This window comes from Halorubrum distributum JCM 10118 (assembly GCF_000337335.1).
Taxonomy (GTDB): domain Archaea; phylum Halobacteriota; class Halobacteria; order Halobacteriales; family Haloferacaceae; genus Halorubrum; species Halorubrum distributum.
Genome location: NZ_AOJN01000064.1, coordinates 1 through 12831 on the forward strand (window position 1 = coordinate 1; position 12831 = coordinate 12831).

A 12831-nucleotide genomic window follows, 5' to 3' on the forward strand; every position below is an offset into this window, starting at 1 on the left:
GGAGGTGTTCACCGTAGAATCACTAATCACTTATAAATAGACGACAGCAACACCACGACTCAATTTATAAACGACCGCTCAGCCGATCGACTCATCCACTCCCGCTCTCGCTCACATCGGAATCGACGACACTCCGCCGATCCACACAGCCGCCGCTGAAAGAGCGGACACGTCGAAAAATGCGGGCAATCGAGTTGCTGAGTCTCGCGGGACAGCGCGCTCAGTCGTCGGCCGGCGCCGCGCCGGAGCCGCCGTCGGCGTGCTGCTGTTTGACCCACGAGAGCTTGCCGCCGGCCGCGAGGATGTCGCGCTCGCGCTCGGAGGCGTCGAGGTCGGCGGTGAACTCCCACTCGCCGTTGACGCTCACGGTGAACTCCTCCTGCCCGGAGCGGACGCCCGCGGGCACGTCGTCGACGATCGCGAGGTCGTCGCCCTGGTCGATCTTCTCGTACGTCTCCTCGTCGATCGCCAGCGGGACGATCCCGAAGTTGAAGAGGTTCGCCTTGTGGATGCGGGCGAAGCTCTGGGCGAAGACGGCCTCGATGCCGAGGTACATCGGACAGAGCGCGGCGTGTTCGCGCGAGGAGCCCTGGCCGTAGTTCTCGCCGGCCACGAGGACGCCGCCGTCGGCGGCGAGCGCGCGGTCGGCGAACGTGTCGTCCACGCGCGAGAGCGTGAACTCGGAGAGCTTCTCGATGTTCGAGCGGAACTTGAGGATGTCCGCCGTCGCCGGGATGATGTGGTCGGTGGTGATGTTGTCCTCCATCTTGAGGAGGGCCTCACCGCCGTCCACGTCGATGTCGTCTTTCAGCGGCACGTCGCCGATGTTCGGGCCCTTGACGAGGCCGTCGTCGATCGCCTCGTCGGGCGAGATGATGTCGGAGTCGTCCTCGCCCATGCCGGGACCGTACTTCGTCCCCATCTCCAGGCCGGGCGCCTCGAGGTCGCCGAGCTCGTCCGCGAGGTCGCGCGGGTCGACGATCTCGCCGGTGATGGCCGCCGCGGTGGCGACCTCGGGCGAGCAGAGGAAGACGGAGTCGTCCTCGATGCCCGAGCGGCCCTCGAAGTTGCGGTTGAAGGTGCGCAGCGAGACGGAGTCGGAGGCGGGCACGTGGCCGATACCGATGCACGCGCCGCAGGTCGCCTCGGAGAAGTTGACGCCGGCCGCCATCATCTCCGCGGTCCAGCCCTCGCGGGCCAGCATCTCGGAGGCCTGCTTCGAGCCGGGCGCGACGATCATCTCGGTCTGCTTGGCGACCTCGCGGTCCTCCAGCATCTTCGCGCTGGGGAGGATGTCCTCGTAGGCGCCGTTGGTACAGGAGCCGACGATGACCTGCTCGACGTCGGTGCCCTCGTACTCGCTGACGGGGGCGACGTTGTCGGGCATCGAGGGGGCGGCCACGAGCGGTTCGAGCTCGTTTAAGTCGACCTCGATCGTCTCCGCGTACTCCGCGTCGTCGTCGGGCTGGAGGTCGACGTACTCCTCCTCGCGGTCCTGGCGCGCGAGCCAGTCCTTCGTCTTCTCGTCGGTCGCGAAGATCGAGGAGGTGGCGCCGAGCTCGGTGCCGAGGTTCGTGATCGTGGTGCGCTCGGGGATCGTGAGCTTCTCGGCGCCGGGGCCGGTGTACTCGAAGATCTTGCCGACGCCGCCCTTGACGGTCAGCTCGCCGAGCAGGTGGAGCGCGATGTCCTTGGCGGTCGCCCACTCGGGGAGCTCCCCCTCGAGGTGGACGTTGACGACTTCCGGCATCTCGACGTAGTAGGGGCCGCCGCCCATCGCGACGGCGATGTCGAGGCCGCCGGCGCCGATCGCAAGCTGGCCGAGCCCGCCGGGGGTCGGCGTGTGCGAGTCGGAGCCGAGCAGCGTCTTGCCGGGCGCCGCGAAGTTCTCCTTGTGGACCTGGTGGCAGATCCCGTTGCCGGGCCGGGAGAAGTACGCGCCGTACGTGCCGGCCGCGGAGCGGAGGAAGCGGTGGTCGTCGGTGTTCTTGAAGTCGAACTGGTACGTCTGGTGGTCGCAGTACTGCGCGGCCAGCTCCGTCTGGACCTCGTCCAGGTCGAGCGCCTCGAACTGGAGCCACACCATCGTCCCCGTCGTGTCCTGCGTCAGCACCTGGTCGATCTCGATGCCGATCTCCTCGCCGGGCGTCAGCTCGCCCTCGACGAGATGCTCATCGAGGATCTTCTCCGTAATCGTTTGTCCCATATCACGCCAAGATGGCCGTCCCGTGGATATAAAACCCGCGAGTTTCCCGAAGATCGACCGTGTTAGATCCCGCGATGCGGCAACGATCGCTGTGATCTCCGCGTGGTACCACGCACCGTGAAATACGTAGCCGTCCGGAGTGTTTTAGGTCATTAATCACCTGAAACGACCGAAATCGGGGGTTTCAATGGTCGCGGCGAAACCTGCCGATTCGCCCCTCCGCGTCGCGCGACGCGGGCGACACCGTTTTGCCTCGCCCGCGGTTCCGGACGCGCATGTTCGACTCGGGAGCCGCGGTCGCGGCGGCGCTGGAGGCGGCCGGCGCCGACCTCGACGAGGAGCAGCGACAGCCGAACGGCGTCGACCTCACCGTCGACGCGGTGTTCGCACAGACCGAACCGGGACGGCTCGGGCGCGACGGGAAGCGCGTGGGCGAGCGACGGGAGCTGGAGCCCCGCGGCGACTGCTACCGGCTCGAACGCGGGAGCTACGTCGTCCGCTACGGCGAGCGGGTACGGATCCCGGAAGAGCGGATCGGGTTCGTCCTCCCGCGCTCGACGCTGCTGCGCAACGCCTGTACCCTCGACACCGCGGTGTGGGACGCGGGCTACGAGGGGGTCGGCGAGGGCCGACTCGACGTGGGCCACCCGATCGAGATCGAACCGGGCGCGCGGATCGCGCAGCTGGTGCTCGCCGAGGCCGACCACGAGGGGACATACGACGGCGCGTACCAGCGGGAGAACCTCTGAGGGACGGCGTCTGCTGCGGGCCGGCTACGCACCGTCCCAGTCGCCGCCGACGCGGTCGATCCCCATCATGTCCTCCCCGGCGTGTTCGGAGAACACGACCTTACAGTTCGGCTCGGGGACGTCGAACGCCTCGACCGCCCGCTCCATCACCGCCAGCGCGAACGCGCGCTTGTATTCGAAGGGCCGGCCCTCGCGGATCTCGGCGTCCAAGAAGAGGAGCGGCCCCTCGACCGCCCGCCCGATCGCCATCGCGGACGGTTCGCGTTCCGCGATCGTCACGGCGACGTGGCCGGCGCTCGTCTCCATCTCCTCGGTGTACCGATCGGTGACGAACGAGACGAACGCCTCGCGGTCGGCGGGCGACAGCGACAGCGTCGTCGCGAACTGTAGGAGTGGCATACTCGCGACTCGGACCGGGGCGACTTCGCACTGTCGGCCGTCGCGGCGCGTCGGCGCGGAACGGTCGTTGCCCGCGGCTGTGCGAGCGACTCGCTCGGTGAGTAAAGGAACGAACGGCACGCCCGTGCCGGGAAAAGGTGGCACGGGCGTGTCGTTCTGTAGGTCCCCGCTGACGCTTCGGCCCTCCAAGCGAAGCGTCACCTGATACAAGCGGTGGTAGACACTTAAGCGTGCCGGGGGCGGCAGCGTTGTCGTATTAGTTAGCGGCAATTCGTTCACAACAGCTCGCTAATATGAGCCGCGAAACCGCGCGACTGCGTCCGGTCGAGTCGGTGTCCGAGCGCTTTCCGCGCGCTACTGCCGGGCGGGGTGGTCCGCGCGGAGCCCCGTCTGCCCCTCGCCGAGGAGCTGTTCGCGGAGCGTCTCGCCCGGGGGTTCGGCGTCGGCCGGAGGGACCAGTCCGCGCTCGCGCAGCTCCGGGACGACGAGGTCGACGAAGTCGACGAGCGAGTCGGGGCGGACGACCTCCTTGACGTTGAACCCGTGGACGCCGACCTCCTCGTGCCAGCGCTGAAGCTCGTCGGCGACGTGTTCGGGGGTGCCGACGACCTTCGGCGAGGTGGTGCCGAGCCCGCAGAACTCCGCGACCTCGCGGACCGTCCACTCGCGGTCGGGCTGGGCCTTCGTGAACGCGTTCATCGTCCCCTGGATCGCGTCCGTCTCGATGTGCTCGACCTTCTGGTCTGGGTCGAGCTCGGAGAGGTCCATGTCGAGGAAGCCGGACAGGAGCGCGAGCGTCGCCTCGACGTCGACGTGCCGCTTGTACTCCTCGTACTTCGCCTCCGCGAGCGCGTGCGTCTCGCCGACGACCGGCACCACGCCGATGAAGAACCGGAGGCTCTCGGGGTCGCGGCCGGCGTCGGCCGCGCGCGACTTCACGTCCTCCATGTACTCGACGACCCCCTCCTCGGTCGGCTGGCTGGCGAAGACGGCCTCCGCGTTGCGCGCGGCGAACGACCGGCCGTGGTCGGAGGAGCCGGCCTGGTAAACGACCGGGGTGCGCTGGGGGGACGGCTCGCAGCCGTGCGGGCCCGGCACGGAGAAGTGGTCGCCCTCGTGGTCGATCGCGTGGACCTTGTCGGGGTCCGAGTACCGCCCGGCCTGGCGGTCGACCTCGACGGCGTCGTCCTCCCACGACTCCTCCCACAGCTTGTAGCAGACGTCGAGGAACTCGTCGGCGCGGTCGTAGCGCGTCTCCTTGTCCATCCGCTCGTCGAGCCCCAGGTTCTCGGCGGCCGACTCCAGGTAGGAGGTGACCACGTTGATCGCGATCCGGCCGTCGGTGAGGTGGTCGAGCGTCGAGAACTCCCGCGCGAGCTGGTAGGGGTGGGTGTACGTCGTCGAGCGCGTCACCGCGAACCCGAGGTCGTCGGTGACCTCCGCCATCGCCGGCACGACGAGCTGCGGGTCGTTCGCGGGGGTCTGGACCGCCTTTTCCACGGCGACCTCGCGGTCGTCGCCGTACACGTCGTAGATCCCGCGCACGTCCGCGAAGAACACGGCGTCGAAGCCGCCGCGCTCGGCGGTCCGCGCGACCTCGGTCCAGTACTCGCGGTCGGCGTAGTCCGCCGACCGGTCGCCGGGGTACCGCCACGACCCGGGCGAGACGTGCTCGACCGAGGACATGGTGAAGAGGTTGAGGTGTAGGTGATCGGACACGGACCTCGGTACGCGCTCCGGAGTAATACGGACACAGGAAGTGGCGGGTCTTGTCGCTGTCGCGGACGCCTCGGATGCGCCGCTTCGACGCGACGCTACGCCGAGACGGACTCCGGCGAGGAGACGTACGCCGCGAAGTCGGAGGTGGTGATGATGCCGATGGGCGTCTCCCCGTCGACGACCGGCACGTGGTGGAACCCGTGTTCGAGCATCGTCGCGGCGACGGCCGCGACGTCGTCCTGCGCGCCCGCCGTGATCGGGTCCCGCGTCATGTACCGCTCGACCGTCGTCTCGGCCTTCGGCTGGCTCTTCGCGACGATGTCGACGAAGTCAGTCGAAGTTAAGATTCCGACGAGGCCGCCGTCGTCGTCGACGACCAGCACCGAGCTGATGTCGTTGTCCAGCAGCACCGCGGCCGCGTCCTCGACCAGCGTGTCCGGCGTCACCGTGTGGAGGCCCGTCGACATCAGTCGTGCCACGAAGACGTCTTCGATCTCGTCCATACCTGAAACACCCGCCCTCGCCGTATAAGCGTTCTCACAGGTACCGCGAGAGCCCGGACTGGCGGCGCGGGCCGTCCCCGTCCGGGTCCGCGACCCACGCCGTCCGCTCGTCTCGAAGCCCCTCTCGGTCCGCCGCCGGCGGGTCGGCGGGCTCGAAGGCGGAACACCCGCTCCCGCACTCGCGACCGGGGTCGACCACGCGGTCGAAGTGCGCGCAGCGCGGCCGGCCGTCGGCGGTCGCCTCGCCGTGCGCGCACGCCGGCGGCTCGGGACGCCACCCCTTCCCGTACGCGCGCTCGGCGATCCGCCGCCGCTTGCGGGCCTTCGCCTCGGGGCCGACCAGGGCGACGTCCGCGCGGGAGGGGCGCTCCTCTACGATCTCGACGCCGGGCGCGTCGGGGTCGAGCGGCGTCGGCTCGCGGACGACCTCGCGCTCCCCGGTCTCGGGGTCGAACCGCCAGACGCCGACCGCGTCGGGGATCCGGTTGAGGTGCGCGCGGGTGACGTAGGAGGCGGTCGCGAGGACGACATCGTCGAAGAGGCCGAGCGCGGCGTCGTAGCGCAGCTGCGCCTCGAGGTCGCCCGGCGTCCCGAGGTCGGGCTTGTTCTCGACGGCGACCAGCCCGCCGACCCAGTCCTCGGGGTAGCGCGCGGTCGCGCGCACGACCGGCCGCCCGTTCCGGCGCTCGCGTTCGAGGTAGCCGACCTCGACCGCGCGCTCGACGACCGCGGCGGCCCGGTCCGGCGGGAGGTCGAACGCGTCGCGGACGGGGACGGCCTCGCCGGGGCCGACCGCGGCCTCGATGGCGGGGTCCGGGATCCGCTCGGCGCTGACGGCGGCGCGGTCGTCGAAGCCGGGCCCCGGCGACAGCAGGCAGACGTCGACGATGCGGGTCCCCGGCGTCTCGACGCCCGCGCCGAGCTGGCGGGCGACGACGCGGTCCGGGGATTCGAGCGCGGCGCAAAGCGCCAGCTCGAACCGGTACTCCATGACGGGGGAAGGGACCCGGCGGGCTAAAGCGCGTCGTCCGCGACGATCGCCGCCGAGTCCCGCCCTCGTTCGCCTCTGTACCGTCGCCCCGCCGCCGGCCGAAACCGGTATTCCCCGCCGGCTCCAACTTCGACTATGCGCCGGGTCACCCGGAACGTCTTTATCGCTATCGCCTTGGTCGTCGTCGCGCTGCTCGCGCTCGGCGCCCTCCCCAGCTACCTCGGCAGCGGCGACCCGTACTACCTCACGGTCGAGCCGATCGAGACGAACGGCACCGCCGCCGACGTGAACAACGTCTCCGACCGGCGGTACCCGTTCCTGATCGGCGCGATAGAGAGCGAGGACGGGCGCTCCATGGGGTACCAGACCGGCCCGTACGGCATGAAGGAGTGGTTCACGCACACGCCGTTCGACGAGGTGGACGCGCTCACCCGGCAGGTGCCGAACGCCTCGACGGAGACCGGCGTGCGGGTGCGCCGCGACGGCCAGGTGTACCGCGCGGAGGTGGTCCGCCCGTGACGCGCGAGAACGCTGACTCCGACGCGGGCGACGCCCCCGACGACCCCGATGCCCCCGCCGCCGACCTCCGCGACCTCCCCGCGTTCGCCGACGGCCGTAACCACTCGCTGCCGGGAGAGCCCGAGTGGCCGGTGAAGGAAGTGGTCGTCGAGTACGACGAGGGGTGGTTCGTCGGCGGCTACGACCGCGTCGAGCAGCCCGACGGGACGGAGAAGAACTACTACTGGGCCGAGCTGTCGCCCGCGACGGTGATCGTCGCGGTCGCGGACGACCGGGTGCTGTTCGTCGAGCAGTACCGGCCCACCGTGCGGAACACCCAGCTGGAACTTCCCGCGGGGATCGTCGAGTCCGGCGAGTCCTACACCGAGGCGGGCGCGCGCGAGCTCGCCGAGGAGACCGGCTTCGAGCCGTCCTCGACGTCGCTGCTGCAGGAGGTATGGTGTTCGACGGGCGTGTTGCGCCACACGCGCGGCTACGTGTTCGCGGAGGGGTTGGAGCCGGTCGACGTCGACCACGACAGCAACGAGTTCCTCGCCCCGCGGTCGGTCCCGGTCGAGGAGGCGCTCGAAATCGCCCGCGATCCGCCGACGAACGACGCGACGCTGGAGGGGCTCCTCCTCGCCGAGCGCGAGGGGCTGCTGTAGGCTCACGCCCGCCGTCACCCCCCCCTTCGAACCCGACGAACGTCCAGTTCCCGGCGTCGACGGGGAGGTATTAGGCGTCTCGACCCCTAACACCCTCCATGAGCCAGACTTCGGAGCAGTCGGTGTTGCTGTCGGACGACCCCCCGCTCGACCTCCGCCTCTCGGACGAGGAACTGGCGGCGACCCGCGAGCGCATCGTCTCGTTCATCCGCGACGTCGTCGACGAGGCGGGCGCGGAGGGGGCAGTACTCGGCCTCTCGGGCGGTATCGACTCGACGCTCACCGCCCACCTCGCGGTCGAGGCGCTCGGCGAGGACGGCCTCCACGGGCTCACGATGCCCTCGGCAGTGAACGACGCGGACGTGATGAGCGACGCCGAGCGCGTCGCCCACGACCTCGGGGTCGAGTACGACGTGATCGAGATCCAGCCGATCGCGGAGGCCTTCTTCGATGCGGTCCCGGAGGCCGCGGCGGACCAGATGGCGGCCGGCAACGTCTACGTCCGCACCCGCGCCGTGCTGAACTACTTCGTCGCCAACGCCGAAAATAGGGTCGTCCTCGGCACGGGCAACCGCGCCGAGGCGATGACCGGCTACTACACGAAGTACGGCGACCAGGCGGTCGACTGTAACCCGATCGGGAACCTCTACAAACAGCAGGTGCGCCAGCTGGCCGCCCACGTCGGCGTCCCCCGCGACCTCGTGATGCAGGAGCCGACCGCGGGGATGTGGGAGGGCCAGACCGATGCCGAGGAGCTGGGGCTCGACTACGACACCGTCGACGCCATCCTCGCGGTCCACGTCGACGGCGGCCTCTCGCGCGCGGCGACGGTCCGCGAACTCGACGTCCCGGCAGAAGCCGTCGACCGCGTGGTCGACCTCTACGAGCGCAGCGCCCACAAGCGGGCGATGCCGCCGGCGCCCGAGCGGGATTTATAAAAATCGACGCGGTGGCGCGTGCCTGCGAGCGGCCGACAGGCCGCGAGACGCGAGGGACCGAAGGTCCCTCTGGCAGCCGGCGCGAAGCGCCGGCGACAGCACGCGCGAGGGAGTCGCTGGCGCCGGCGGCGCCAGCGACGAGGCTGGGGAGGCGTGAGGTGCGGTCGCTGTGCGGGGCGGGACTCAAAGGGACAGTCCTGAGGCGGGCGCAGGCAATGTAAGTAGCGTGGCGCTACGCGCCACGGAAAGGCGGCGGCGAAGCCGCCGGCGACACCGCAGGAGCGAGCATCGCGAGCGACGAGGAGCGCAGCGAGCGTGCGTCCGCCTCGCGGCTGGGGCTTTGGCGGTGTTCGCCGCTGATCCGCTGTTAGCCATTTATAAACGAGTGGTTGCCTCTTTGGAGGAATTCGTCGCAGAGTCTTCGACTGCTTATAAACCTCTAGCAGCGACACCGCTCGATCAGAAACGGAATTCCGGCGACGCGACCGCTCTCAGAACTCCCGCATCGCTTCCAGCACGTCGTACGCGGAGCCGTCGTCGATAACCTCGCGGGCCGCGTCGAGGCCCTCCTCGATCGAGTCGACGTCCTCGCCGGCGTAGATCCGGAGCGCGGCGTTGACCGCGACCGCGTCCGCGAAGGCGCCGTCGCGCTCGCCGGCCAGCACCTCCTCGGTGATCGCGGCCGACTCGACCGCCACGTCGTCGACCGCGAGGTCCTCCTCTTCGAGGTCCATGCCGTAGTCGGCGGTCTCGATCTCGAAGTCGGTGAAGCTCGCGCCCTCGCTGCCGGCCGCCTCGGCGTCGCCCTCGCTCGCGCCGCCCGCGCCGTCGCCCGCTGCGTCCCACTCGGCCACCTTCGTGTAGCCGGGGCGCACGTCGTCGTACCCCTCCATGCCCTGGAACATCAGGACGCGGTCGAGGTCGTGGAACTCGCTCTCGACGAACGTGTCGACCACCTTCTTCGCGAACGCGAGGTGGTAGAAGGAGCCGAGGTGAACGGAGGCGCCGGCCGGGTTCGCCAGCGTCTCGACGGTGTTGACGAACGTCCGGACGCCCATCTGGTCGCGGCGGTCGAACAGGTCGTCGATGGCGGGGTTGAACGCGGGCTGGTAGTAGAAGCCGAAGCCGGTCTCGTCGACCATGTCGGCGGAGTCCGAGGGCGTCAGCTCGGTGTGGACGCCGAGCTCGTCGAGGACGTGCTTGTACGAATCCTGCTTCTGGGTCGGCACGCGATCGCCCGAGTGGACGACGACGGGGGTGCCCGCGGCGGCCGCGACCGCTCCGGCCGCGACGCCGAGGATCGCGGTCCGGCCCTTCCCGTCGTAGTTGGCGCCGCAGTCGACGGGGTCGACGTCCGGTTCGGCGTACTCGACGCGGTCGCACATCACGTCGACGTACGCGCCGAGCTCCTCGGGCGTGTTCCGCTTCCAGCGGTTGGAGAGCCAGAACGCCCCGAGCGTCGTCGGGTCCGGCTCGCCCGCGAGGATCCGCTCGAACGCCTCGGTCGCCTGCGCGCGCGTGAGGTCGTCGGCCGACTTGTGGCCGGAGCCGCAGACCTCGGTCATCAGCCGCTTGAGGGGCCAGTCGCCGAACTCCTGGGTCGCCTGAGCCATACGCGCCGTTCGGGTTCTCCGACGAAAAGTCCCCCGTTCGACTCCCGGGCGCCGGGAACGCGTCGGGCCGGGGCCGGTCGCCCTACGCGCGACCGAGGCGACGCGCGCGAGCGGCGAGCGGGGNTCCCCCGTTCGACTCCCGGGCGCCGGGAACGCGTCGGGCCGGGGCCGGTCGCCCTACGCGCGACCGAGGCGACGCGCGCGAGCGGCGAGCGGGGTGACAGCGCCGATCTCGCCGGGTCCGTGGTACTCGTTCGCAAACAATAACTCCACGGGCGTTCGTTTATCCGTCATAGAATAACAGATTCAAGCCTTTCTTCTCTCTATTGATTCTGTATAAAGGGCCAAACAGCGTTAGAGTTATATGTATGTCCAGCCATCGTTTGGATGTACCCGATGACGTCCAAATCCGTCGCCACCGCGCTCACGCTGTACCGCTCCCGCACGCTGACGCTCGAACAGGCCGCGACCGTCGGCGGCTGCTCGACGACGCAGCTGGAAGAGAGCGCCCGGGCGTTCGCCCCGACGCCGGGCGACGCTCCCGCGGACGACTGAGACGCGCGCTCGTCTCCGACGACACGCGTCCCGCTGACGCTCGACGACCCTCCGAAACCCGTACGTACGCGGGTCTCCTAACCCGCGTAATGAGTTTGGACGCCGACTGGCGGGCCGACCTCGACGCGGTCGACGCGGCCCTCATCGACGAGTACCAGAGCGGCTTCCCCGTCGAACCCCGGCCGTTCGAGCGGGTCGCCCGCGAGATCAGCGCCGAGACGGGAATCGACGTCGACGCCGAAACGGTCCTCGACCGCGTCCGGGACCTCCGCGAGCGCGGCGTGTTCCGGCGGTTCGGTGCGGTGCTCAACCCGCCGGTCATCGGCTCGTCGACGCTCGCGGCGGTGCGCGCCCCCGAGGACCGGTTCGACGCGGTCGCCGAGGTCATCAACGGCTACCGGCAGGTGAACCACAACTACCGCCGCGACCACGAGTGGAACCAGTGGTTCGTCGTCACCGCGGGCTCCCGCGAGAAGCGCGACGAGATCCTCGCGGAGATCGAGGCGCGCACCGGCTGTGAGGTGCTCGCCCTCCCGATGCTCACGGACTACTACATCGACTTGGAGTTCCCCGTGGTCAACGCCGACCGATTCGCCCGAGAGTCGCTCGACGAGACCGCGGTCTCCGCCACCCGCATCTCCGAGAACGCTCGCGGCGATCTGAGCCCCCTCGAAGCAGACCTCCTCTTGGCGATCCAAGACGGCTTCCCGCTCTCTTCGACCCCCTACGCCGACGTGGCGGACGAGATCGGCGCGAGCGGCTCGGGCGTCGACCCGACCGTCGACGACGTCCTCGAAGCGGTCGAGCGCCTGCTCGCGGACGGCTGTATCAAGCGGATCGGCTGTATCGTCAACCACGTCGTCACCGGGTTCACGAACAACTGTATGGTGGTCTGGGACGTGCCCGACGACGAGCTCGACGCGCGCGGCGAGGCGGTCGGGAGCCTCCCGTACGTCACCCTCTGTTACCACCGGCCGCGCCGCCCTGACTTAGACTGGGAGTACAACCTGTTCACGATGATCCACGGCCGCGAGGCGGAGGCCGTCGACGCGAAGATCGACGAGCTGGCGGCCGACCACCTCCCGTTCGCCCACGAGCGGCTCTACTCGACGGAGACGCTGAAACAGACCGGCGCGCGCTACGAGGACCTCGTCGCGGACGGGCAGTAGAAGGACACAGCGGACGGAAAAGAGGAGAGGGAGACGGCCCGCGGCTCAGTCGTCGCCGAGGACGGTCGGCTGCTCCTCGTCGCTCGAGTCCAGCGCATCGGCGGCGACGAACTCGCCGTCGCCGCCGAGCCCGCTGCCGGCGCCGAGGCGGTCGAGCGCGTCGGCGCCCGCGACCGCGACGACGACGAAGCCGACCTTCGAGACGACGTCGAGGTAGACGAACACGAGCATCTCCGTGGCGGGCGTCAGCAGGCCGAAGCCGGTCGGCGCGAGCAGCCACACGACCGGGTACAGCGTCCACAGCACCACGGTGATGTTCCGGAGCGTGCCGAAGACCGCGCGGACCCGGTCGCCCTCCGCCGAGGCCGACCGCGGGAGCGAGACGAGGAGCCCGTAGACGAGCGCGACGTACGCGGCCCCGGCGACGCCGAAGGCGACCCACGAGACCGTCCCGGTCGTCGCGGCGGCCGCGATACCGCCGGCGATGATCACCACGTCGACCCCGATCAGCCCGGCGAGCACGCGCCGCGACGGCCGCGCGAGCAGGCCGAGGTAGAGCAGCAGCAGCGGCGTCGTCAGGAGCCAGTCGACGTACCGGGCGACGTCGAGATCCCCGGCTGACAGCGAGACGCTTCCGAACCCGAGCGCCATCAGGAGGTACGCGATCGCCGCGATACCGGTGACCCCGGCGAGGGTGCCGTAGTAGACCGCGTGCGACTCGTCTGCCTCCGAAGACCGGGAGAACCACGCCCACAGGGGCGGAATCGTCCCGGCGCCCATCGCGAGGGCGCCGATCCACGCCCAGACGGCGGTGTCGACGAGCATC

The 12831-nt window shown here is 69.8% G+C and carries 13 protein-coding genes; 6 read left to right on the top strand and 7 right to left on the bottom strand.

Features of this window, described 5'->3' with window-relative positions:
- Nucleotides 1–220: 220 nt before the first annotated feature.
- On the bottom strand, nucleotides 221–2206 hold the full coding sequence (locus tag C466_RS14530) for an aconitate hydratase (protein ID WP_004599074.1): 1986 nt from the start codon (nucleotides 2204–2206) through the stop codon (nucleotides 221–223).
- A 275-nt stretch (nucleotides 2207–2481) separates the two neighbouring features.
- On the opposite strand from C466_RS14530, the gene C466_RS14535 reads away from it, so the two are divergent.
- Complete coding sequence (locus C466_RS14535; RefSeq protein WP_004599073.1) at nucleotides 2482–2955, top strand: deoxyuridine 5'-triphosphate nucleotidohydrolase; 474 nt, start codon at nucleotides 2482–2484, stop codon at nucleotides 2953–2955.
- 24 nt (nucleotides 2956–2979) lie between these two features.
- Here the strand turns inward: C466_RS14535 and C466_RS14540 are convergent, their stop codons facing one another.
- From C466_RS14540 to C466_RS14555, 4 genes are all read right to left on the bottom strand, one after another.
- Nucleotides 2980–3354: a tautomerase family protein gene (locus C466_RS14540; protein ID WP_004599071.1), complete on the bottom strand. Its 375-nt coding sequence runs from the start codon at nucleotides 3352–3354 to the stop codon at nucleotides 2980–2982.
- Nucleotides 3355–3708: 354 nt separating this feature from the next.
- Complete coding sequence (locus tag C466_RS14545; protein ID WP_004599069.1) at nucleotides 3709–5073, bottom strand: LLM class flavin-dependent oxidoreductase; 1365 nt, start codon at nucleotides 5071–5073, stop codon at nucleotides 3709–3711.
- Between the two features lie 95 nt (nucleotides 5074–5168).
- Nucleotides 5169–5576 (bottom strand): CBS domain-containing protein, encoded by a 408-nt coding sequence (locus C466_RS14550; RefSeq protein ID WP_004599067.1) that lies wholly within the window; start codon nucleotides 5574–5576, stop codon nucleotides 5169–5171.
- Between the two features lie 34 nt (nucleotides 5577–5610).
- Entirely contained in the window at nucleotides 5611–6567 is a 957-nt protein-coding gene (locus tag C466_RS14555) for a DUF5787 family protein (RefSeq protein WP_004599066.1), read from the bottom strand.
- A 135-nt stretch (nucleotides 6568–6702) separates the two neighbouring features.
- Between C466_RS14555 and C466_RS14560 the strand changes: the two genes are divergently transcribed.
- The 3 genes from C466_RS14560 (at nucleotide 6703) to C466_RS14570 (ending at nucleotide 8668) form a co-directional block, all read left to right on the top strand.
- A complete protein-coding gene (locus C466_RS14560) occupies nucleotides 6703–7086 on the top strand; it encodes a hypothetical protein (protein ID WP_004599064.1) in 384 nt (127 codons plus the stop codon).
- Nucleotides 7083–7730, top strand: a complete 648-nt coding sequence (locus C466_RS14565; RefSeq protein WP_004599062.1) for an NUDIX hydrolase — start codon at nucleotides 7083–7085, stop codon at nucleotides 7728–7730. The genes C466_RS14560 and C466_RS14565 overlap by 4 nt, the downstream gene beginning before the upstream one ends.
- 98 nt (nucleotides 7731–7828) lie before the next feature.
- Nucleotides 7829–8668 (top strand): NAD+ synthase, encoded by an 840-nt coding sequence (locus C466_RS14570; protein ID WP_004599060.1) that lies wholly within the window; start codon nucleotides 7829–7831, stop codon nucleotides 8666–8668.
- A 491-nt stretch (nucleotides 8669–9159) separates the two neighbouring features.
- Here the strand turns inward: C466_RS14570 and C466_RS14575 are convergent, their stop codons facing one another.
- Complete coding sequence (locus tag C466_RS14575) at nucleotides 9160–10281, bottom strand: anthranilate phosphoribosyltransferase (RefSeq protein WP_004598614.1); 1122 nt, start codon at nucleotides 10279–10281, stop codon at nucleotides 9160–9162.
- A gap of 396 nt (nucleotides 10282–10677) precedes the next feature.
- Here C466_RS14575 and C466_RS17060 point away from each other — a divergent pair, with 396 nt between their 5' ends.
- A complete protein-coding gene (locus tag C466_RS17060; RefSeq protein WP_017341892.1) occupies nucleotides 10678–10836 on the top strand; it encodes a DUF7317 family protein in 159 nt (52 codons plus the stop codon).
- Nucleotides 10837–10925: 89 nt separating this feature from the next.
- Nucleotides 10926–12005 carry a siroheme decarboxylase subunit beta gene (gene ahbB, locus C466_RS14580; protein WP_004598619.1) on the top strand — a complete coding sequence of 360 codons (1080 nt, stop codon included), beginning with the start codon at nucleotides 10926–10928 and terminating at the stop codon, nucleotides 12003–12005.
- Between the two features lie 45 nt (nucleotides 12006–12050).
- Here the strand turns inward: ahbB and C466_RS14585 are convergent, their stop codons facing one another.
- Nucleotides 12051–12830 (bottom strand): bacteriorhodopsin, encoded by a 780-nt coding sequence (locus C466_RS14585; RefSeq protein ID WP_004598622.1) that lies wholly within the window; start codon nucleotides 12828–12830, stop codon nucleotides 12051–12053.
- Nucleotide 12831: the final 1 nt, after the last annotated feature.

Bases quoted from the DNA above. Each gene is read 5' to 3' on its own strand.
- C466_RS14530 (WP_004599074.1), bottom strand. From the start codon at position 2,206: ATGGGACAAACGATTACGGAGAAGATCCTCGATGAGCATCTCGTCGAG.
- C466_RS14535 (WP_004599073.1), top strand. From the start codon at position 2,482: ATGTTCGACTCGGGAGCCGCGGTCGCGGCGGCGCTGGAGGCGGCCGGC.
- C466_RS14540 (WP_004599071.1), bottom strand. From the start codon at position 3,354: ATGCCACTCCTACAGTTCGCGACGACGCTGTCGCTGTCGCCCGCCGAC.
- C466_RS14550 (WP_004599067.1), bottom strand. From the start codon at position 5,576: ATGGACGAGATCGAAGACGTCTTCGTGGCACGACTGATGTCGACGGGC.
- C466_RS14555 (WP_004599066.1), bottom strand. From the start codon at position 6,567: ATGGAGTACCGGTTCGAGCTGGCGCTTTGCGCCGCGCTCGAATCCCCG.
- C466_RS14560 (WP_004599064.1), top strand. From the start codon at position 6,703: ATGCGCCGGGTCACCCGGAACGTCTTTATCGCTATCGCCTTGGTCGTC.
- C466_RS14570 (WP_004599060.1), top strand. From the start codon at position 7,829: ATGAGCCAGACTTCGGAGCAGTCGGTGTTGCTGTCGGACGACCCCCCG.
- C466_RS14575 (WP_004598614.1), bottom strand. From the start codon at position 10,281: ATGGCTCAGGCGACCCAGGAGTTCGGCGACTGGCCCCTCAAGCGGCTG.
- C466_RS17060 (WP_017341892.1), top strand. From the start codon at position 10,678: ATGACGTCCAAATCCGTCGCCACCGCGCTCACGCTGTACCGCTCCCGC.
- ahbB (WP_004598619.1), top strand. From the start codon at position 10,926: ATGAGTTTGGACGCCGACTGGCGGGCCGACCTCGACGCGGTCGACGCG.
- C466_RS14585 (WP_004598622.1), bottom strand. From the start codon at position 12,830: ATGCTCGTCGACACCGCCGTCTGGGCGTGGATCGGCGCCCTCGCGATG.